This window comes from Ornithinibacillus halophilus, assembly GCF_900129485.1.
Taxonomy (GTDB): domain Bacteria; phylum Bacillota; class Bacilli; order Bacillales; family Amphibacillaceae; genus Ornithinibacillus; species Ornithinibacillus halophilus.
On sequence record NZ_FQVW01000049.1, the window covers coordinates 1 to 20276 of the forward strand.

Here is a 20276-nt window from a genome sequence, read left to right on the forward strand (position 1 = left end):
TACTTGAAGTGCCACAAAACCTTACGGTTAAAAGTGGCACTCCGTATTTGACCTCACTATCATCCCATGTCTAAAGACGGTCTACGACCTGCATGAGCTTTCTCGTTCGGAAAATCGGTAATTCGACATTTTTTTAAAAAAATGTGTATATAAAATGGATATCGGTTCACAATAACTAGTGAAGAAACGAGGATGATTCACTGCAAGTCAATTTGTTAAACACAAATGAGGTGTTAGTGTTGGCGAATAAAAAAGCTTCACTACAATAAAAATTGTGTAAAAAACAAATGAGGTGTTAGTGAACGATAATCTAATGAGATAAAACCCTTTTGCCAGAAATTATCTCAACGCCATGAGATACTGACAAAAAGGTTTTTGTAAGCAAGTTAAGAAGCGTTAAGCAGATTAACTAAAATTACAAGTCCCCAACATTAGTATTATTGAGTCAAGTCATCCTCTTTCTTCATACGGCAGACATCGCTCGAGTAGAGCGGTGTCTGTTTTTATTTACGGGGATGGATTCTCCAAGGTGCTATGTTAGGACAATTCCCGAAGTTTCTTGGAATTTACTTGAAGTTTACTGAAATTTACTCGAAGTTTTGAAAATCTCACAGAACATTCTCCTTTTTCACCGAAGTCTCTACAAAAGTTCCCGAACCCAACCATCTGCAATGGCCTCTGCCCCTCGTTCCACTTTACTTTCCAACCCATTTATTTATACAATAGGGACAAACTAACTAAGGAGTTGTCGTAATGTCTCACGAAGATTGTATTTTTTGTAAAATAATTGATGGAGAAATTCCTTCTTCAAAGGTTTATGAGGATGAGCATGTATATGCATTTCTTGATATTAGTCAAGTGACAAAAGGACATACTTTAATCATTCCAAAACAGCACACTAAGAACATTTATGAAACACCAGAGCATGTTGCAAGTGAATTATTTGCACGAGTACCCAAAGTGGCCAATGCGATTCGCGATGCATATAACCCAGTTGGAATCAACTTATTAAACAATAATGAAAAAGCAGCCTATCAATCAGTATTCCATTTACATATTCATCTAATTCCACGATACGGGAACGAGGATGGTTTCTCTTTAAACTGGCAAGAAAATAGTTCCGAATACACACCTGAGAAATTACAGGAAATTGCGAGTGAAATCGGAAATAAAATTAACTAAATCTGAAAATTCTACTTTTTAATTTTGAACATGTCTGTTATACTAGTAAATAAGTTTCTGCAACTGACGGTGAGCGTACAGTTGAGGAACTAAAAAATTATGAGCTTAGCATAGCTTAGATGAGGAGAGGTACAAATGAATACTAGAGTTTTAGTTATTTTGTCACTACTATTGGGGATTGGTGCTGTGTTGCACTATGTCATTCCAGGGTTTGTTTATGGAATGAAGCCAGACATGTTGTTGTCCATGATGTTTTTAGGAATTATTTTATTCCCGAAAGCGAAGTACGTTGTTTTAGTTTCAATCGCAGGTGGTATTATATCTGCATTAACGACAACTACACCAGGTGGGCAAATTGCCAATTTGATTGACAAACCAATTACAGGAATTCTATTTTTTGCTTTGTTATTAATTATTAAGGAAAAAGTAAATCCTAATATTAGTGCTGGCGTACTAACTGCCATTGGGACAATGATTAGTGGTTCTGTGTTCTTAACAGTTGCATTGTTCTTCTTAGGCTTAATGGAAGGAACATTCCTAGCATTGTTCGTTTCGGTTGTCTTACCTGCAGCTGCATTAAACACCGTGCTAATGGTAATTGTCTATCCAATCGTTCAGCAAATTATGAAACGTTCGCAACTAGCGACGGTTAATTAAGAAAAGCGCAGAGAGCCCGCTTTGCGACGTACGGACTGGACTGAGGCGGCGTAGGAGATAAAGGAAACACGACGACCAACGGGAGTCGATGTTGACTTATCGTACGAAGGCGAAGGAAGTCTCGCTAGTCGCAGGCGCTTGAAGCTAGACATCTCTGAAATTTCATACTTTCTTTTCTTTTGAATAAAACTGAAATCCTCTGGCAAAAAGCTTGTCAGAGGATTTTTTTAAGAAGTAAGTAGTATAATAAAATTACATACATTTTTTTTAAAAGGGAAAAATAGGGAAACGGGAAGGAGCTAAAATCTTATGTCTAGTGGAAAATCTTTATTATTAGGATTTTTAGTTGGAGGGATTGTGAGTGCTTCAGCAACATTACTTACAGCACCTTCTTCTGGAAAAGAGTTACGGTACCGTGTGAAAGAACAAAGCGCTGAATTAAAAGAACTTGCTGCAAACTTAAAACAAGATGGATTAAAATTGAAAGATCAAATTGCAGCTACATCTAAAGAAGGTGTAACTCTAGTGAAAGAGTTAACCCATGAAATGAAAGACTCTGTAAATGAATGGAAAAAAACTGTTGAACCACATCAGGAAAATATTAAGGAATACCTTGAACAAATTGAAACTAGCTTACGCGACCTTGAAGAAAAGGTCCAAAAGCATTAGAAAAGCACAGAGCGAACACTTTGCGACGTATGGTCTGGTACGGTGGTGAAAGCAATTACTCAGCACAACTGCAATTGAAGTAATTCTATGTAGTTCCTTTGCTAGTCGCAGGCGCTCGGAGCTAGACATCTCTGAAATTTTATTTCTTCTTTTTTAAATTAAAAAATAGCAGAGGCATAAGCCCCTGCTATTTTTGTATATATTACTTATTCAGCTGGTTGTAAGTCAGCAATTGAGTCGATATCCATGTAAGATGGAACAACAAGACCGATTTTAGCACCTTCAAGGTTTGCACCTAGGTCTACTAATTGATCTTTATACTCTTCATATAAGTCACCATGAGTTGCTGGTAACCATGCTGCTACCATACCATCTGCTTCACCAGTAGCAACTGCTTGCCACATTAAAGCATTGTCAATTGGAGTTACAGTTACATCAAATCCAAGATCCTCTAGTACTTTTCCAACAACATGAGTAGATGCAACTTCTGTATCCCACTCAACATATACTAGTTCGATTTCTTTACCGTCAACTTCTTCAGCACCTTCAGTCCACTCTGAAACTTTATCAGCGTTATCTTCAACCCAAGCTGCTGCTACTTCTGCTGCATCTCCACCATCAGAGATTTCAAGCATAACATCATTCATATCTTGCTCTGTCCAGAAGAATTGATCTAATACAGTGTATGCGTTTGGCATATCTTCTTCTAATCCTTCACGAACCATTGTTCCAATAATCTCAGCATCGCCAAATGTACCTTCTGGATCTTCTAGATATTTAAGGTCATATTTAGCAAATTTCCAGTGCGGAGACCAACCAGTAACAATAATAGGTTCTTCTTTATCAATTGCTTCACCTAATGCAGTAGCCATTGCACCACTAGAAGATGCAACTGATTCCCAACCTTCAAGCCCATAATCTTCTAGAGCTTGTTCAGATGCTTTAAATACTCCAGCACCAGCTTCAATACCTGTGATCTTATAATCTAGCTCTTCGCTATAATTAACTTCATCATTGCCATTAGCTGCACCTTCTGAATTATTTTCATCATCAGAGCCACAACCTGCAGCAAATAATGTTAATGAAAGTCCTAACGCTACGCCAAGACCTTTCCAATTACGTTTAAACATAAACGAATCTCTCCCCTTTTTCTTTTTTATATATGGAAACTTTTCTTTATGAAAAGATACCAACAAAATTTATTATTCTTTTTTAGAATTTGCAGTTTGGGTAAATCGGTCAATAATAATTGCTAAAATAACAATACCGATACCGGCTACAAATCCTGGACCTACTTGTGCACGTTGTAGTGCAGATAATACTTCTCTACCAAGACCAGGTGCACCGATCATGGATGCAATAACAACCATAGATAGTGCTAGCATTACGGTCTGGTTAATACCAGCCATAATTGTTGCTCTAGCCATTGGAAGTTCAACCTTAAATAATTTCTGTGCCCCAGTACTACCAAAGGCCTCAGATGCTTCTACTAATTCTTTAGATACTTGGCGAATACCAAGATTTGTAAAACGTACGGTTGGTGGTGTTGCAAATATTAATGATGCAAACACACCTGGAACCATACCAATTCCAAAGAAAGCAACTGCCGGGATTAAATATACAAATGCTGGCATAGTTTGCATAAAGTCAAGAACAGGTTTCATAATTGCTTCAGCAATACTACTCTTAGACATTAAAATACCTAATGGGACACCTACTATTACAGATAAAATACTAGCTAGTAGTACTAAAGTAAATGTACTTATTAAATGGTCCCATAATCCTTGGTTATAGATTAACCATAGTCCTACAATCGAGAATATTGGCAATCCAAGTTTTTTCCCAGATAAAAAGAAAGCAATGATTGCTATTACAATGATTAAGATATATGGTGGAATGTTCATGAGTACATCTTCTGATAGCCAGCTCATGAAATCCCCAAAGTGTTCTTTTATTGGCTCAAATAAGAATGCAAACCAATCTGTAATCTTATTTTTAGACCATTCTGCACCTTCTGCAATCGGAATACCTTCTGTAAACCATGTTTTTAACGTATCAAACATCTAAATTCACCTCACTATCTCCAGCTAACGCAGCAATTACAGCTCCACGAACGATTATACCTACTAATCTTTCATTTTCTACTACTGCTACTGGAATGGGTGAACCATTAATAATAGTAAAGATGTCTTGCATACCTGTTTCTTTATCTACCTTTTTAATATCCGTTTGTAAAACTTCATGAATATCACGCACATCATTTTTACGTGCTTCTGAAGCATCTTCGGCAGTAACATATCCTTTTAGATTACGATTGCTATCTACTACTAGAATGCTAGACAATCCTTCTTCACGCATACGCTCTAACGCAACACGAGGCCCATGCTTTTCAATGTTGATTGTTTCTGGACGCTTCATAATGTGTTGTGCTGTTAATACTTTAGAACGATCAACATCTTCTACGAATCGCTCAACATAATCGTTGGCTGGATTCATTAGAATTTCTTCTGGTGACCCTATTTGAACAATAGAACCGTCTTTCATTAATGCAATGCGATCACCGATACGAAGTGCTTCGTCTAAATCATGGGTAATGAAGATAATCGTTTTCTTCATTTTCGTTTGTAATTCTAGTAATTCATCCTGCATATCTTTACGTATCAATGGGTCAAGTGCAGAAAATGCCTCGTCCATCAATAATACTTCTGGATCGTTTGCTAATGCTCTGGCAAGTCCTACGCGCTGTTGCATCCCACCAGATAATTGATCAGGTCTTTGGTCAAGATAACCACCTAACCCTACCATTTCAAGAGCTTCCTTCGCTTTTTGGCTGCGCTCTTCTTTAGGTACATTTTGAATTTCCAGACCATATTCTGCATTTTGCAAAATAGTACGGTGTGGAAATAATGCAAAACGTTGAAAGACCATACTTAATTTCTCGCGTCGAACTTGACGTAATTCTTTCTTATCCATCGTTGCTAAATCTTGATCATCAATTAAGATGCTTCCTTCTGTTGGTTCAATCAATCGATTGATTAAACGAACTAACGTTGATTTCCCACTACCAGAAAGTCCCATGATAACAAAGATCTCTCCAGCATCAACTGAAAAAGAAGCACGATTAACACCGACCGTATTTCCGCTCTTCTTTAATATCTCATCTTTTGATAAGCCTTCATCCAATAGCTCTAGTGCATGCTTTGGATTCTTACCAAATACCTTCGATAAGTTTTTAGCCTCTATTACCGGCACATCTTTCACCTCTTTAGTTGTCTCTAAATTCTTTTACCCTACTACTCTATTAAACGGCATAGTAAAAATGCCCAATTACCGAGCAGCTAACTTACTTGTATAACTATATACCTTTTTACCCATACTGCACAAACTTTATATACCTTCAATTTCGATTGTATTTTACGTACAGTTTATTCTGTACAGATTTTTTGTTCATTTTCCTTTGAAATACTTCTTTTTCCTCCTAAATCCTTATGAAGTACCTATTTTTAATCGTTTCTAATTTGTTGTACCCTTTATATAGCAAGGTTTTAGGAGGAACGCATGTTGGATTACCACACCGAACCCACCAGAAGTAAAATAATGAATGAATTCGCTAAGACATTAGAAATGTTTGATTTAACTCCATTAGAAGCTCGTTTATTTGCTTACTTATATTTGGCTGAGAAGCCGAAGACGTTAGATGAAATGAGTGAAGCACTTGGAAAGAGTAAAACATCAATGAGTACCAGTGTTCGTAGTTTATCAGATTTAAATCTAGTAACTCTAGTATGGAAAAAAGGGGTAAGAAAAGATTTATATCAAGCAAACTCACAGCTTTTCAAGTTATTCATGAGTTCTTATATAAATAAGTGGATTGATGCTACCAATCATAGGAAAGATGCACTGTTGGAAATGGATACATTGATTGATTCAAGCGATGATTCTGAAGATCAATCAAAATTAAATGATCAACTTACGAAGATTATTGATTTTCACTCACAGTTAGAATCGTTTTTCAGAAGAATTAAATGATAAACAAGAAGGCTACTCTAAGTAATTTAGAATAGCCTTTTTCATTTACCCTCTTTTTGTAATACTTCAATAAATACTTCCATTAATGTCGGAAAGTATCCCTCTGTATACAGGGCAAATATTGTTTCAGTTGGATCTAACTTCTCATTTAGCATGCCAGCAAATTGGACTAACAACGATGTAAAATCTAATAAACCTTCTTCTTTCTGCTGTTCATATTTTTCTTCTAATGAATGTAATAAATTCAGGATGTCTTTATATTCTGCATTTGTAATATTATGTATTATAACAAGTTGGATAAATGGATATTTTTCCAAATCTAATGTTTTTGACAAAAGTTGTAAATGAAATGATGTAGTATTATCGTTTTCATTTAACTTTTCCATGACATCCTCCTACTTTACAAAAAATTAACCAAAATTGTTTTAAAAACCTATTGATTTTTATGCTAAAACATACTATCATTCATTAAGGTTTTCAAATCCGACTAAACAAACAACTAATGGGGGGATCAAAAATGAATTGCTGGAAATCAATCAACCTCGAAAAAGAATATGGGAGACAATGGTTAAAGTACATTTCATTTTTGATTAGTCTATTAACATTTATTACCCTTTATGTACCTTTTTCAATCATACATGGAGAAACCAATACGAATGATTCCGGAATTGTTTACTTTATTATAGCACTTATCACACTACCAATTCTACACACATTATCACATATGATGCCTTTAATAATTGCAAAAAAGCCAGTAAAAATGGTATTTCATAAAAATCGTAATCGTACACCCGTATTAACATATTGTACGAATGCACACATAAGCAAAACAATGTCGTTACTCGTAGCAATTGCACCAACATTTTTCATTACCTTACCAGGTATTATGATGAGCTGGCTTGTTGTAGATTACTATGTTTATACACTAATATTAACCTCCATTCATGTGGGGATGACTTATGTAGACTTCTTATATATCCACCATATTGCAAAGGCGCCCAAAAAGTCCTTTGTTGAAAATGGAAATAATGGATTTGATATATTGTTAAAAGAATCGAGCTAGGACCATACAAAATGGTCCTTTTTCTATTCATCCTAGATTTTTGCCTATTCATATGTGAAATAATTTGGTAAAGTAATTAATAAGAAAGAAGAAGAACATGATTTCAAACGTACATAGAGATTTTATTGGTTAGAAGGAGGTCATTGGATGATCGTAGTTTTTCTCGTCTACGCACTTATTATCCTATTTATATTTAATTCATTAACTCAAAAATTTTGTACTAAACTTGAAATGAACTCTGAGAAACAAGCTAGTGTTTTTCGGGTTATTAATATTATGATTCTAATATTACTCGTTTCATCTTATCTACGAGTTTTAAATGCAATGAGCTAACTTTTTCTTCTCCTATAGTATATAGGACTATTTTTTTTGTAGTATTTTGTGGTATATTTATCTTTAGTGAAAACTTAATCAATTTAATAGGAGTGTTCGAACATGAAAAAACTAGCCATCGCTGCCACCATCACAGCAGGAATTCTCACTTTATCTGCATGTACTTCAGATGATAACAACAATAATGAAGATACAGCAAATAATGACGAAGTAACTGTTGATCCTGATGTTGTTGTTGAAACAGAAGCAGGAGATATTACGAAAGAAGATTATTACAATGAAATGAAAAATCGTGTAGGTGAAGGTTTACTACAAGAAATGATCATTTTCAAAGTTTTAGAGAACAATTTCGATGTTACTGAAGAAGAAGTTACTGCAAGGGTAGAGAATACAAAGAAATATCAAGGTGATAACTTCCAAATGTTCTTATACGATCAAGGGTTTATGAATGAGGAAGATTACACAGAATACATGCGTCAAACGATTCTTCAAGAAAAATTAGCTTTTGAAGATTTCTCCTTCTCTGATGAAGACTTACAAGCAAAGTATGATGAAATGGTAGAGAACAATGAAATTGAAATTAAAGCAAGTCATATATTAGTAGAAGATGAAGATACTGCAAAAGAAATCAAGCAAAAACTTGATGATGGAGATGATTTTGCAGAATTAGCTGCTGAATATGGTACAGACGGTACTAAAGATAAGGGTGGCGACCTAGGATATTTCGCCACTGGTAGAATGGTTGCTGAATTTGAAGAAGCTGCTTTTGGTCTAGACGAAAATGAAATAAGTGGTCCTGTTGAGACAGAACACGGCTTCCATATCATTCAGGTAACGGACAAACCAACATTCGAAGAGAAAAAAGAAGATGTTCGACTTCAATTATCTTATGAAAAACTTAATCAAGAAGAACAAACATATCTTCAAGAAAAAATGGATGAGCTAATGAAAGATGCTAATGTTGATATTAAGATAGAAGAATTTGAAAATTTATTTGAAACAAACGCATAATTATAGGAAAAGCTAGTACAATTTATAACTAAACTGTACTAGCTTTTTTAATAGATATGAAATTTCTTGCAAGAACAAGACTCATTCCAGTCCGTACATCGCAAAACGGGCACTCTACGCTTATCTTAATGAGTATTAATGTGAAACTTGTTGTTCTCTGGATTGATCACTGTCTTGTTTTCTCTTTCGATCTTCTTCAATTCGTTCCATGTAAATATTTCCTTCTCTTTCGATATAATGCTCTTCAAGTGCTTTTTCTGCACGCATAGCTCGAAAAGCCATATATCCACTAAAGAAAATAAATAGAACCATCATAAAAACCCACCATGGCACTCCAAAAATCATGCTAATACCTCCTTGTCCAACATGTCTACCATATATATATGTACAAAGAGATAAAATCATTACTGTTACTTTAGCTATTCCTTTTCAAACGAAGGTTTATAGAATGTACGATTGTCCATGGCAAATAGCCTTCCCGTGAATTCTCCTGGCTTCACTTTTTCTAATGCACGGTTTAACATATTCATTTTTGCATCAATTAAATCAATAAAATGTAATAATTCTGCTTCACGGATTAATGGTGGCGTAGGACTTCCCCATTCTTTCTTACCATGGTGACTTAATACCATATGTTGTAGAATTAAAACTTCTTCACCTTCAATATCTAACTCTTTAGCCATATGACCAATTTCTTCTACCATCATTGGAATGTGGCCTAATAATTTCCCTTCTAACGTATAAGATGTTGACACAACTCCAGAAAGTTCTTTAAGTTTACCTAAGTCATGGAGAATAATTCCGGCGTATAGCAAATCTTTATTAATCTGAGGATATAAGTTGCCTAGTTCCTTTGCGACAGCCAGCATACTAACAATATGATGAGCTAACCCTGATACATATTCATGGTGATTCTTACTTGCAGCTGGATAGGTTAAAATAGCTTCTTGGTATTTCTTAATAAATGCTCGTACAATTCGTTGAAGATTTGGATTTTTCATTTCAAAAATTGTCTCGGTTAGTTTTTCCATTAACTCTTCTCTTTCAACTGGTGCCTTTTCAATAAATTCAGATACATGGACACCGTCAGTCGGTTGAGAAGGTCTAATCGACGTTATCTTCATTTGTGGCTTTCCTCTGAATTGATTCACTTCTCCTGTTATCCAAATGATTTGTTCGGCAATAAAAATTACTTCATCTTCTTTGGTCACATCCCAAAGCTTTGCTTCAATTTCCCCTGTTGCATCCCTTAGTATCAGTGTAAGAAATGGTTTTCCATTACTAGTTAATCCCCTTGATGACTCTTTTATTAATACGAACCCTTCAAATGAGTCTCCTACTAGGTAACTACCTATTCCCTTTTTCATCAAAATTCCCCCTATAAGAATGCGCTGATGCTAGCCATCTCTAAAATACTACTTTCTTTTATGAAAAAAGATTGATTAAATAACGTATATCCGCTTTTTAATCAATCTCTTGGTAGTTTTTCTATTCATTTTTTGGAATATAATTAAAGATTTCTCCTGATTCGATGACACGGATGAATTTCATTAGCCAAGTATAATAATTTTTAGCATAAATAAGGCGATCCATATCATGTTGAATTTTATTTCTCAATTCCTCATCAGAAGTTTTCTCATAAAGTTCTTCCAATTCTTCAATCGTTTCCTCTGTTTCTTCAATATTTGATTCTGTATGTTTACGCCATCTATTCCCGAATAAGGAAGTAAACGATTTGTACCAGTCTTCTTCTGATTGGTATAGATCCTTACGAATACCTTTTTTATAAGTAGGCTCAACCATTCTCATATCAGACAATGCTCGTACACCTGTAGACATACTTGTTTTGCTCATTTCTAATGCGTCACGCATATCATCCAATGTCATAGGCTGATCTGAAAAATACAAAACTCCATATAATCTTCCTACAGAGGAAGTAATACCATATAGGTTCATGTTCTTTGCAATTATTTGGATAAATTTATCAATTGTTTCTTCGTATTTTTCCCATTCCTTACTATTGTCACCTGGCAATGGCAACCCCTCCAAATGCTACGATAAATGTTCTAATTGTTAGGTTTAACTGTGTTTAAAACATCTTCTAATATGAAGATAGTTTATCATTATTTTCCTGTTAATGGAACCAAAGTGGTTAAATTGATACTATTTTGTGGTGAAAAGAAATCTTTAACCTCTTTTTTACACGTAAATAATATCACCTGATTATCGTTTGCCAGTTCTCTTAACAAATCAATAATAAGTTTTGTTCGTGACTTATCAAAATGAACAAATGCATCGTCAATAATAAATGGTAGTCTAGTCTCTTTGCTCATAATTTCGCTAATTGCAATCCGAAGGGCCACATATAATTGATTGATCGTCCCTTGGGATAATTCATTCACTTCAAAATGGATCTGCTCACTAGATTCCACACGAAATAAATTCCCATTCTCTGGTGGGTGAACTCGTTTATAGGCACCATCTGTTAAGTACTGGAAATATTTTGAGGTTAGTTCCATTACTTTAGACAAGTACTTATCACGATATTCATTACGAGTTTCGATTAAGGCTTGTTTTGCAGTTTGATGTATTGCCCATTTTTTTGCTAATTGGTTTAAATATTCCTGTTCCATTTCAAACTCATGTAATGACTTGGAATAGTTTTCTGCAGACTCCAAATTCTCTAATTCAATCTTAAGGTTTGCTAATTGCTGTCTTTTTTCTTCTAGTTCTAATTCTAGTTGATCGGAATCACTTTTTGTTTCGTTTAAAGAAAGCTTCAAGGTGCTTTCTTTTGGAAGGCGATTTATTAATTGATTCCACTCATCTTCTGAAAAATAAGTTGAATATTGATTACGAATGTTCTCGCAAGCTTCTTGTAATTCCTGCCGTCTAGAGAGTTCTCTAGCTTTTTTATAAAACTCCTCTTCAGTATGAACATTCGCTGCTTGAAATAATCGGTTTGCTTCTATTTCAAATTCGTTCATTTGTTGATTGATTTTTAAGAGTTGCTCTTGATTCTCGTCCATTAATTCTTCATAATGAGCAATATTATCTTTCTTTTTATTGAGTTCTGATACGGTATTATTTATATGTTCCATTAGAACATCAACATTTTTTTGTTCAGAGATTGAAAGCATATTATTCATAAAGGATTGAAGGTTATCTGAGAATCGGGCTAAACTTTTATTAACTTTTGTTAACCGTTTACCAAGCTCTGTTTGCTGGTGTTGAATGCGAATAATTCCTTTTAATGATTGGTAAAGTTCCGGCCAATACACAACATCAAGATTTTGTAGAAATGGGTATCCCTCACGCTGTTCATCAATAGTAAACTTTAAATTCTTTTCTTTTTCCAAAAATATCGTATTCTTTTCATCCCACTGAATTTCTTGAAGGTCGTTGTTTCTTTTTTGATTCTGTAAGTCTTCGTACTGCTGGGATAAATCTTTATCATCACGAACAACCTTTTCTACTTCATATTTTTCTTGCTCAGTCATTGTCGTTTTAGGTGTTATAACTGTTGATGGTGATATCATTTTCTCCATATCTTTCATCGAATTTCGATTCCATATCCACTGGCCAACCCCTAGTACAATGATTCCAATAGACACGCTCATCAACAGTGTTTGATCCGTAACGTAAGCTAATAAACCAAATGAGATAGCTAAAATCAGACTTATACTTAAATAGATAGAAGACTTTTTGGAGCTTGCTAATTTATCTTTTTTCCATTTTTCCTGTTTTGCTATTGTCTCTTCTTGTAGCTTTTCTAGCATTTTGTTCTCTTGGTACTTATCAAGGATCTTTTTCAATTTCTCAATTTCATTCTGAGGATAGCGCTTCTGTTTAACTTCATAAATCTGGTTCTCTAAAACGTGCTGTTTATTGTTAAGTATTTTCTTTTCTTCAGTTAACTTCTCTTTCTCTAAGCTCAATTGTTCCTTTTTCTTTCTTAAGTCATTCCATGTTTGCTCTAAATGAAAAGGTAATTCTAGACTTTCCATGTCATGTACTGTTAAACCTATATTTAATGCTTGCAGTTCTGTTTGGATTTGCTGTTCGTGTTTTTGAATTGATTCTTGAAGTTGATTGCTTTCCACTAAATGTTCTCGATAAGCAGAATACGAACCTTGAAATGACTTGGCCTCTTCTTCAAAAGGAATGAGTCTATCGATTTCATATTGCAATTGTTCAATTTCTTTCTTGTATTTCTGTTCATTAGTAAGTAAGAGCTTCTTTTCACTGGTTAAAGGGATCATATTTTCCTTTAAATGTTGAAGTCGATTAATTCCATCCTCTGGAAACGAACTGCTTTTTGGTAGGTTATGTAATTCATTTTGATATGAAATAAAATCATATAAGGATGGCAGTGCCTGCATTTGTTTTTCTAACGTTAATAATGTTTCCTTTTTGCTCTTTATAGTTCCTTTTAATAATTCAATGGAATTTAAAATTTGTTCATAACTATACTTTTTTTCTTCATATTTACTTTCATCATTCTTTTTTTCTATTAATTGATGATGTAATTCTTTTATTTTATTCAATTGCAGGTTTATAGTTGGCTTCTTCCCGGTTGGTTTAAATAATTCGCTAATGTCTTGTTCCAATTTCTTCTCTAGAGAATATATTTGTGTAGAACCGGTTAATCCAATGCTAAATAAAACTTCTCCAATATCCTCTTCTTTCATCGATTGAATTTGATTTAAATCCAAAGCAGAGAATGTATAAATTGATTCGTACATTTTCCGGTTAATCCCAGAAAGTAAGTCCTTAAGCCACTTTTCATCATACTGTCCATCCTCGGTATAACAAACTGCCGCTCCATTCCACTTATCATCAAAACGTTCGATAGTGAATTCCCCTATGGTAGGGTCAATCAGGGTTAGACGTCCCCCCATTTTACTGCTTGTTTTCGGGCGATAAAAAGCACGTTTCTTAGGTGGTAAACCAAATAACATGAACATGATGAATCGTTGGATGGATGATTTTCCCGACTCATTCTCACCATATATAGAAATAAACGACTCATCTGTAAAATCGATAGTAAAATCAACCCATTTACCAAAGCCGTATATCGTTGCTTTCTTTAATTTCATTTAGTTACACCTCCTATCACTCATCCGAATTTGAAAGTTCATGAATCAATAACTCTTGTGCACTTTTTTTGATTTCTTCCATTTCTTCTGCTGTTAGACGATCGAGAAATTTCCTCGCTTGCCTATGTTGATACAATTCACTTATATATTCTTGGATTGGTGCATCTTGAAAGTGTCGAGTTAATTCAGCTACAAAATGCTCGCCTTCTTCAGTTAAGCGTTGTTGGTTAAAGTTCATATTACTTTTATAAATATAGCGCCAATTTTTTTGTTCAGTAAAAAAATCGTTCAGTATTTCAATCACATCGTCAATTAAATGATTGATCTTCCATTCTAAAATTATCTCTTGACTGCTTGTTAATGTTAATTCAATCAATTGTGGAGTTGGGCTATTCAATTCTTCTAGTTTACTTCTAAGTCTATTTTCTAATTGATCAATGGCTGTTGCTTCTGAAACATCAACAGACAATTGGCTAAACTCAATTGCATGTAAAGGAATAAACTCTTTTTCAGTTAAGGCCTCGTTCATGTTCACATAGTAGCACCCTTTTTCCCCTACTTCTTTTCGATTCCTGCCTTGTATATTTCCAGGATATATAATTGATGGATTACTATGTATTATCTCCCTTTTATGAATATGTCCTAACGCCCAGTAGTCAAATTCCTTCTCTGTTAAATCTGTTAATTGAAATGGTGCGTACGTATCATGCTCTGCATTGTCTCCATAACTTCCATGAAGCATGGCAATATGAAAAGGAGTGCTACTAGATTGGATGTGATACTCATCCACTTTTTTATTCGTTACGACACGATGTTCATAACTGAATCCATAGATTTTGGCCAAATCCTTATAGTTAAAGGATTCAACATTTTCACTTGAGAATATAAATACATTATCAGGATACGTAATGGGATGTACATTTCCTTTCATATAGTCATGGTTTCCATAAGATAAATACACATTTATATTATGTTCAGCTAATTTTTTAAAAGCCGTACGTAATTTCACTTGTGCCTTCAGACTCTGGCTTTCATTATCAAATAAGTCGCCAACTAATAATACAAAATCTACTTGTTTTTCTATCGCACAATCTACTAGATTATTAAGTGCCGTAAATGTACTGTCTTTTACTTGTTGGAAAATATGTTCTGGTAGGTTAGCTAGCCCTTTAAATGGGCTATCTAAATGTAAATCGGCTGCATGAATAAATGAAATTTGTTTTTCCATGGAATCTCACCTCCATCTAATAGTTTCAGTTTACCAAAAAATAAAAACGAATGCACGTTCGATACGTAGGAAATGAAATGATTCGTATTTATTATTTTACGAATTAAACCTTTGAATTTCTGCACAGTTGATTTCCGCTACGGACAGTCGCTTTCCGTGGGCACGGCTTCAGCCTCCTCGCGGAAAAAGCGCCGCTGTGGGGTCTTCAGACACGTGCTATTCCCACAGGAGTTGACTGTCCTTCGCTCCAATCAACAATAAAAATAGTAGGTCAATTCTAAATAAATATGATTTAAGAGAGATAGTGTGATAAAGATATGTAAACCTCTCTTCTTCCTTTACAACACAACTTATTTATATTTAGGATACATTTTTTATTTACCAGCTTTTATATTAATGAACGTGAAAAGGCAAAGTTGTTAGGATGTAGATTCCTAAGCCTTTGCCTTTTCTTCAATCGTTATCTTTTAAATTTTTTCTTTCATTAACTGTTACCATTAATCCTGTTAATCCCGCAAACAATGCAGGTGGAACACTAAATAAAACATAGCGCCAATCACTCGTTATCATAGAGATGATTAAGAAAAACAATGGAATCAAGAATAAAATCACTAATGACGTGATAAGTGGTCCTCTTAGGTTCCCTTTCAAAAACACACCTCCAAAAAAAATATTATTTTTCTTTCTTCGATAAAGCAATTGCTTTCTTTATATCTTTTAAGGAACTAGATTTCCCATACATTAGAACGCCACCTTTATACACTCTTGCACCAATAATGGTAAATAATGCAATCGTACCAATTAATAATCCGAGGGATAGAGCAACTTCCCAAATAGGAACTTCAAGCATGCCTACTCTTAGGAACATTACCATTGGCGTAAAGAATGGGATAAATGAAGTAACTGTAATAATGTTAGACTCTGGCATATTGATTCCTACCATAGATAGCATAAAAGCAACGATAATTAATAATGTCATCGGTGTAATTAATTGTTGAACTTCTTCTACTCTACTCACTAATGAACCCAACATGGCAGCAAGTGTAGCATATAATAAATAACCTAACAAGAAGAATACAATCCCATACACATACGTTGAGACTGATGTATTTTGGATGCCAAAGTATTCAAAGAAGCCACCAGTTAATTCATCTTTTTTAGATAGAATCATAACATAGGAGACAGCAAGTATTAAGATAATCTGAGTAAGTCCTAACAATGCAATTCCTACTATTTTTGCAAGCATATGTGTAATTGGTGACGCACTAGACACCAGTATTTCCATTACCCTTGAAGACTTCTCCGTTGCCACATCTGTTGCTATCATAGTGCCATAAATCATGACTGCCATATACAAAATAAATAGCATGACATACACAATACCTCTTGCTTGGTTTAGTTCCTCGCTAGTTTTTGCTCCTTCACTTAATGCATTTTTCGTAAAAGTGATTGGTTCATAAATATCGGCTAAAATCTGCTGATCGATTCCAGCCTTTTGAGTAGCCATCACTACTTTAATTTGTTGAATCTGCTGCTCTAACATACTCTCAGTTGAATTATCTGATATATTGTTTGCATAGTAACTAGCTTCAGGAAATTCATTTTCATCTAAACTTAAAACGACAAGGGCACCAAGCTCTCCCTCCTGAACTTCTTCTTTTGCTTCATCGGTTGAGTTTTCATATAAAATCAATTCAACATCTTCATTAGTACTTTCTATCGATTGATTTAATGGATCAAATAATACTCCAGACTCATCGATTACGGCAATTTTATTTTTATCCTCACTTGAAAATAATTCGATAATGTTATTCATATTAGCAATAGCCACAATAAAAAATAGAATAAGAGCTGTGCTAATGAAGAATGATTTCGATTTAACTTTTGTCATATAAGTATGGGACAAAATAATCCAAAACTTATTCATAAGCGGCACCAACTTTCTCAATAAAGATATCATTTAAAGAAGGTTCTTCTAAATTAAACTTTCGGACAAACCCTTTATTTTGTAGTGCAGAAAAGATCTTCTGTGATAAATCTTCATTCTCTATTTGTAGTTCACAGCCTTCAGCTAACTTCTTATATTTTAATACTCCTGAATAATCTTTTAAAAATTCTAAAGGCATATCTGCGTGTATAATTAAATTCTTCTTACCAAAAGATTGTTTAATCTCTCTTAATGAGCCTTGAACAACAGGTGAGCCTTTATGAAGGATACACAAATGTTCACATAGTTCTTCCACATGTTCCATACGATGCGAAGAAAATACAATGGATGTTCCTTGATTCTTCAAATCGATTACTGCATCTTTTAATAATTCAACATTGATTGGGTCAAGACCAGAAAAAGGTTCGTCTAAAATAAGCAGCTTAGGTTTATGGATGACAGCAGAAATGAATTGAATTTTTTGTTGATTTCCTTTAGACAATTCTTCCACTTTCTTATCGATATACTCTGGAACTTTAAACCGCTCCAACCATTGGTCTAACTCCGTTAATACTTCACTTTTAGTCATTCCTCGGAGTTTCCCTAAATAAACTAACTGATCTTTTACTTTTAATTTCGGATATAACCCTCTTTCTTCAGGTAAATATCCAATTACATCACTTGTTCTATAGTTAATTTTAGAGCCATTCCAGGTTATATTACCTTCTGTAATATCCAATAACCCTAAAATCATTCTAAAGGTCGTCGTTTTTCCTGCTCCATTACCACCTAAAAATCCAAACATCTCACTATCTGGTATTTCAAGTGACAGATTGTTTACGGCAGTATCATTGCCGAATTTTTTCGTAACATGATTTAACACCAAACTCATCTTACATCTTCCCTTCTATCATTAATTTTCTTCATTTTTATTGCTGTAATATGCTGTTACAATCAATAGAGTAACATTATGAAGTACATAAATTATAGTCAGTAAAAAAAAGCTAAAGGAAATACCATCGAAAATAATGACAATAGGCCATGCTATTAGCATGATGACGAGCATTGCATCCCATGAACGAGCCTTATTTCGATTATTCACATGATAATATCGTTCATCATATCTATGATTTTTTCTGCCATATTTTCGTTGCAGGAAAAAGATTGTTAGTAATAATGCGTAATTTGCCAACATAATTAATATTACCCATGGATCATTTTGAAATGATTCACTCAACAACATTCTCATCTCCTTCAAAAATGAATAAGTCTTCAATCGAACATTCAAATATTTGTGCCAGCTTATGGGCCAATACAAGAGAAGGTTTATACTTCCCTTTTTCGAGAGAAATGATTGTTTGTCTTGAAACTTTTAGCTTGATAGAAAGTTCTTCTTGAGTCATACCCCATTCATTTCTTTTTTCCCGAATTAATGTTTTCATTTAATCTCCTACTTTTTTTGTTTTGTAAAGCCAACTTTACGTAAAGCGTACATTACATTACTTCATTTTGTCAAGTGCACTTTACAATATTATTGTTATTTTTAAGAAAAAAGAAGGAGTTTTTGAATTTAAACCGAAATAAGTAATGGAGAAAGTCTTCGAGGAGGTAAGCATATGCGAAAATATGCATTAACTGTATTTGCTAAAAATGGAGAAAAATTATTAGATGAAACATTTGAGGCAGAGAATGATCAAGAGGCAAAAACTAAAGGAGGAGCACTGTTAGAGGAAAAAGGGTATAGTGAACATACCCACCGTTGTGTTTCACCTGATGCAAAGCTTGTACTGTTTCACCGATAAATTTTATTAGTATCAACGCTTTACAATATAAAGGAATGAGGAAATACTTTGCAATACAGTAGAATCCTCATTCCTTAAATTCATTATCTTTTTGTGTATAGTTCTGAAAGACTCTCTATTACTTCCCTTTAAAATGTGGCTGCCTTTTTTCCAAAAATGCAGCAACACCTTCTTGATGATCCTCTGTCTGGCGAAGTTCCCATTGAGTTTTTTGTTCTTCTTCTAAGTAATGTCTTAATGTATCTTCATGCTTGTTATGGTACATCATCTTCGTTTTAATCATTGCAACAAGTGGTGTCGTTAATAGCTTTTGACCTAGCTTTGTTGCACTATCCACAACGCTTTCTTCTGTCAACATATCTACTAAACCCATTCTTCTAGCTTCTGGACCGTTCACTTGTTTCAAACCCCAAGTAAATTGTTTCGCTTGATGGGTACCTAATCGTTGTTCCAACCAGAAATGACCTCCACCATCAGGTGCCAATCCAACACCAATAAATAACATTCCTAGTTTAGACTCTTGTTGTGCCAATACGTAGTCAGCTGTCAAAGCGATGCTTAACCCTAACCCTGCTGCAGAACCTTGGATCGCTGAGATAACCAATTTTGGCATCATATACAGCTTGTACACTATTTGTCCTATCGTTTCCATAACTTCATCAAAGAACTCTTTGCTTGAAAAATTCTTCATCATGGTAATATCCCCACCGGAACAGAATGCATTTCCATTTCCAGCTACTACAACAACTTTATCCTCGTTAGCTTCTATTATTTCTATTACGTGAAGTAGTTCAACTAACATATCTTTATCCAGTGCATTATACCGTTCTGGACGGTTTAAAGTGATATAAGAAATGTTATTTTTACTCTCATATAAAACCGCACTCATCTTCTTAGCTCCTTTTCTATACAAAACCATTATTTTATAATTGGCTCTGTTAAAGCTAGATGTTGATATTTGACCAAAAGGAACAGATGTTCTATAATAGGCGTAACAATATACGAGTTGGTGATGACCTTGAGAGCAACTGATATCCTTAAAGCTATCCAAAAACTAAATCCAGCAGAGAAACATCGATTACGAGAGTATTTAATTGATGCACTTACTGCATCATCTTCGACAGGAACTGTTCTTCAAGAAATATCTGAGCGTAAAAATAAGAATGGTTATCATTGTCCAGATTGTGAGTCAGAGCATATCGTCCGTTTTGGAAAATATTCGACTATCGTTGACGGAGAAGAAGTGAAAAAGCAACGCTATCGCTGTAAGGCGTGT

23 protein-coding genes and 1 pseudogene are annotated in these 20276 nt (G+C 34.4%); 9 read left to right on the top strand and 15 right to left on the bottom strand.

Translation table 11 applies throughout. The features are described from left to right. Window positions 1–753 precede the first annotated feature (753 nt). The 3 genes from BUB12_RS14720 (at window position 754) to BUB12_RS14730 (ending at window position 2508) form a co-directional block, all read left to right on the top strand. On the top strand, window positions 754–1182 hold the full coding sequence (locus BUB12_RS14720; RefSeq protein WP_072891670.1) for an HIT family protein: 429 nt from the start codon (window positions 754–756) through the stop codon (window positions 1180–1182). A 135-nt stretch (window positions 1183–1317) separates the two neighbouring features. Beyond that, the gene (locus BUB12_RS14725; RefSeq protein ID WP_072891671.1) at window positions 1318–1839 is read left to right on the top strand and encodes a tryptophan transporter; all 522 of its coding nucleotides are present in this window, start codon (window positions 1318–1320) and stop codon (window positions 1837–1839) included. 309 nt (window positions 1840–2148) lie between these two features. Further along, window positions 2149–2508, top strand: coding sequence for a YtxH domain-containing protein (locus BUB12_RS14730; RefSeq protein WP_072891672.1), 360 nt, complete (start codon window positions 2149–2151; stop codon window positions 2506–2508). 206 nt (window positions 2509–2714) lie between these two features. Here BUB12_RS14730 and BUB12_RS14735 read toward each other — a convergent pair whose 3' ends face one another. From BUB12_RS14735 to BUB12_RS14745, 3 genes are all read right to left on the bottom strand, one after another. Then, window positions 2715–3638: a glycine betaine ABC transporter substrate-binding protein gene (locus BUB12_RS14735; protein WP_072891673.1), complete on the bottom strand. Its 924-nt coding sequence runs from the start codon at window positions 3636–3638 to the stop codon at window positions 2715–2717. 72 nt (window positions 3639–3710) lie between these two features. Continuing rightward, the gene (locus BUB12_RS14740; protein ID WP_072891674.1) at window positions 3711–4571 is read right to left on the bottom strand and encodes an ABC transporter permease; all 861 of its coding nucleotides are present in this window, start codon (window positions 4569–4571) and stop codon (window positions 3711–3713) included. Then, window positions 4564–5760 (bottom strand): quaternary amine ABC transporter ATP-binding protein, encoded by a 1197-nt coding sequence (locus tag BUB12_RS14745; protein WP_072891675.1) that lies wholly within the window; start codon window positions 5758–5760, stop codon window positions 4564–4566. Before BUB12_RS14745 ends, BUB12_RS14740 begins: the two co-directional genes overlap by 8 nt. Window positions 5761–6066: 306 nt before the next feature. Between BUB12_RS14745 and BUB12_RS14750 the strand changes: the two genes are divergently transcribed. Continuing rightward, on the top strand, window positions 6067–6537 hold the full coding sequence (locus BUB12_RS14750; RefSeq protein WP_072891676.1) for a GbsR/MarR family transcriptional regulator: 471 nt from the start codon (window positions 6067–6069) through the stop codon (window positions 6535–6537). 41 nt (window positions 6538–6578) lie between these two features. Here BUB12_RS14750 and BUB12_RS14755 read toward each other — a convergent pair whose 3' ends face one another. Continuing rightward, the gene (locus BUB12_RS14755) at window positions 6579–6923 is read right to left on the bottom strand and encodes a DUF1878 family protein (protein ID WP_072891677.1); all 345 of its coding nucleotides are present in this window, start codon (window positions 6921–6923) and stop codon (window positions 6579–6581) included. Window positions 6924–7054: 131 nt separating this feature from the next. Here BUB12_RS14755 and BUB12_RS14760 point away from each other — a divergent pair, with 131 nt between their 5' ends. The 3 genes from BUB12_RS14760 (at window position 7055) to BUB12_RS14770 (ending at window position 8944) form a co-directional block, all read left to right on the top strand. Beyond that, window positions 7055–7600, top strand: coding sequence for a DUF3267 domain-containing protein (locus BUB12_RS14760; RefSeq protein WP_072891678.1), 546 nt, complete (start codon window positions 7055–7057; stop codon window positions 7598–7600). Between the two features lie 147 nt (window positions 7601–7747). Beyond that, complete coding sequence (locus tag BUB12_RS14765) at window positions 7748–7933, top strand: hypothetical protein (protein WP_072891679.1); 186 nt, start codon at window positions 7748–7750, stop codon at window positions 7931–7933. A 102-nt stretch (window positions 7934–8035) separates the two neighbouring features. Further along, entirely contained in the window at window positions 8036–8944 is a 909-nt protein-coding gene (locus BUB12_RS14770) for a peptidylprolyl isomerase (protein WP_072891680.1), read from the top strand. Window positions 8945–9079: 135 nt separating this feature from the next. Here the strand turns inward: BUB12_RS14770 and BUB12_RS14775 are convergent, their stop codons facing one another. The 10 genes from BUB12_RS14775 to BUB12_RS14820 all read right to left on the bottom strand — a co-directional run bounded on the left by BUB12_RS14775 (window position 9080) and on the right by BUB12_RS14820 (window position 18640). Then, entirely contained in the window at window positions 9080–9289 is a 210-nt protein-coding gene (locus BUB12_RS14775) for a sporulation YhaL family protein (protein WP_072891681.1), read from the bottom strand. A gap of 74 nt (window positions 9290–9363) precedes the next feature. Continuing rightward, window positions 9364–10311, bottom strand: coding sequence for a 3'-5' exoribonuclease YhaM (gene yhaM, locus BUB12_RS14780; protein WP_072891682.1), 948 nt, complete (start codon window positions 10309–10311; stop codon window positions 9364–9366). A 121-nt stretch (window positions 10312–10432) separates the two neighbouring features. Continuing rightward, the gene (locus BUB12_RS14785; protein WP_072891683.1) at window positions 10433–10978 is read right to left on the bottom strand and encodes a GbsR/MarR family transcriptional regulator; all 546 of its coding nucleotides are present in this window, start codon (window positions 10976–10978) and stop codon (window positions 10433–10435) included. Window positions 10979–11067: 89 nt separating this feature from the next. After that, entirely contained in the window at window positions 11068–14043 is a 2976-nt protein-coding gene (locus BUB12_RS14790) for an ATP-binding protein (RefSeq protein ID WP_072891684.1), read from the bottom strand. A 16-nt stretch (window positions 14044–14059) separates the two neighbouring features. After that, window positions 14060–15271 (bottom strand): metallophosphoesterase family protein, encoded by a 1212-nt coding sequence (locus BUB12_RS14795; protein ID WP_072891685.1) that lies wholly within the window; start codon window positions 15269–15271, stop codon window positions 14060–14062. Between the two features lie 453 nt (window positions 15272–15724). After that, window positions 15725–15922 (bottom strand): hypothetical protein, encoded by a 198-nt coding sequence (locus BUB12_RS14800; protein ID WP_072891686.1) that lies wholly within the window; start codon window positions 15920–15922, stop codon window positions 15725–15727. Window positions 15923–15944: 22 nt separating this feature from the next. Further along, window positions 15945–17198: an ABC transporter permease gene (locus BUB12_RS14805; protein WP_072891687.1), complete on the bottom strand. Its 1254-nt coding sequence runs from the start codon at window positions 17196–17198 to the stop codon at window positions 15945–15947. Then, complete coding sequence (locus BUB12_RS14810; RefSeq protein ID WP_072891688.1) at window positions 17191–18090, bottom strand: ABC transporter ATP-binding protein; 900 nt, start codon at window positions 18088–18090, stop codon at window positions 17191–17193. The genes BUB12_RS14805 and BUB12_RS14810 overlap by 8 nt, the downstream gene beginning before the upstream one ends. Before the next feature lie 21 nt (window positions 18091–18111). Then, window positions 18112–18435, bottom strand: a complete 324-nt coding sequence (locus tag BUB12_RS14815) for a DUF2178 domain-containing protein (RefSeq protein WP_143155650.1) — start codon at window positions 18433–18435, stop codon at window positions 18112–18114. Then, complete coding sequence (locus BUB12_RS14820; RefSeq protein WP_072891690.1) at window positions 18428–18640, bottom strand: helix-turn-helix transcriptional regulator; 213 nt, start codon at window positions 18638–18640, stop codon at window positions 18428–18430. The genes BUB12_RS14815 and BUB12_RS14820 overlap by 8 nt, the downstream gene beginning before the upstream one ends. 174 nt (window positions 18641–18814) lie before the next feature. Between BUB12_RS14820 and BUB12_RS14825 the strand changes: the two genes are divergently transcribed. Continuing rightward, window positions 18815–19000 (top strand): YhzD family protein, encoded by a 186-nt coding sequence (locus tag BUB12_RS14825; RefSeq protein ID WP_072891691.1) that lies wholly within the window; start codon window positions 18815–18817, stop codon window positions 18998–19000. Between the two features lie 118 nt (window positions 19001–19118). Here BUB12_RS14825 and BUB12_RS14830 read toward each other — a convergent pair whose 3' ends face one another. Beyond that, the gene (locus BUB12_RS14830) at window positions 19119–19889 is read right to left on the bottom strand and encodes an enoyl-CoA hydratase (RefSeq protein WP_072891692.1); all 771 of its coding nucleotides are present in this window, start codon (window positions 19887–19889) and stop codon (window positions 19119–19121) included. Window positions 19890–20018: 129 nt separating this feature from the next. Between BUB12_RS14830 and BUB12_RS14835 the strand changes: the two are divergent. Continuing rightward, window positions 20019–20276: pseudogene (locus BUB12_RS14835) on the top strand (IS1595 family transposase); the annotation flags it as partial.

Excerpts from the sequence above, each read along its gene's own strand:
- BUB12_RS14720 (WP_072891670.1), top strand. The coding sequence starts at position 754 with ATGTCTCACGAAGATTGTATTTTTTGTAAAATAATTGATGGAGAAATT.
- BUB12_RS14725 (WP_072891671.1), top strand. The coding sequence starts at position 1,318 with ATGAATACTAGAGTTTTAGTTATTTTGTCACTACTATTGGGGATTGGT.
- BUB12_RS14730 (WP_072891672.1), top strand. The coding sequence starts at position 2,149 with ATGTCTAGTGGAAAATCTTTATTATTAGGATTTTTAGTTGGAGGGATT.
- BUB12_RS14735 (WP_072891673.1), bottom strand. The coding sequence starts at position 3,638 with ATGTTTAAACGTAATTGGAAAGGTCTTGGCGTAGCGTTAGGACTTTCA.
- BUB12_RS14740 (WP_072891674.1), bottom strand. The coding sequence starts at position 4,571 with ATGTTTGATACGTTAAAAACATGGTTTACAGAAGGTATTCCGATTGCA.
- BUB12_RS14750 (WP_072891676.1), top strand. The coding sequence starts at position 6,067 with ATGTTGGATTACCACACCGAACCCACCAGAAGTAAAATAATGAATGAA.
- BUB12_RS14755 (WP_072891677.1), bottom strand. The coding sequence starts at position 6,923 with ATGGAAAAGTTAAATGAAAACGATAATACTACATCATTTCATTTACAA.
- BUB12_RS14760 (WP_072891678.1), top strand. The coding sequence starts at position 7,055 with ATGAATTGCTGGAAATCAATCAACCTCGAAAAAGAATATGGGAGACAA.
- BUB12_RS14765 (WP_072891679.1), top strand. The coding sequence starts at position 7,748 with ATGATCGTAGTTTTTCTCGTCTACGCACTTATTATCCTATTTATATTT.
- BUB12_RS14770 (WP_072891680.1), top strand. The coding sequence starts at position 8,036 with ATGAAAAAACTAGCCATCGCTGCCACCATCACAGCAGGAATTCTCACT.
- BUB12_RS14775 (WP_072891681.1), bottom strand. The coding sequence starts at position 9,289 with ATGATTTTTGGAGTGCCATGGTGGGTTTTTATGATGGTTCTATTTATT.
- yhaM (WP_072891682.1), bottom strand. The coding sequence starts at position 10,311 with ATGAAAAAGGGAATAGGTAGTTACCTAGTAGGAGACTCATTTGAAGGG.
- BUB12_RS14790 (WP_072891684.1), bottom strand. The coding sequence starts at position 14,043 with ATGAAATTAAAGAAAGCAACGATATACGGCTTTGGTAAATGGGTTGAT.
- BUB12_RS14795 (WP_072891685.1), bottom strand. The coding sequence starts at position 15,271 with ATGGAAAAACAAATTTCATTTATTCATGCAGCCGATTTACATTTAGAT.
- BUB12_RS14805 (WP_072891687.1), bottom strand. The coding sequence starts at position 17,198 with ATGAATAAGTTTTGGATTATTTTGTCCCATACTTATATGACAAAAGTT.
- BUB12_RS14810 (WP_072891688.1), bottom strand. The coding sequence starts at position 18,090 with ATGAGTTTGGTGTTAAATCATGTTACGAAAAAATTCGGCAATGATACT.
- BUB12_RS14820 (WP_072891690.1), bottom strand. The coding sequence starts at position 18,640 with ATGAAAACATTAATTCGGGAAAAAAGAAATGAATGGGGTATGACTCAA.
- BUB12_RS14825 (WP_072891691.1), top strand. The coding sequence starts at position 18,815 with ATGCGAAAATATGCATTAACTGTATTTGCTAAAAATGGAGAAAAATTA.
- BUB12_RS14830 (WP_072891692.1), bottom strand. The coding sequence starts at position 19,889 with ATGAGTGCGGTTTTATATGAGAGTAAAAATAACATTTCTTATATCACT.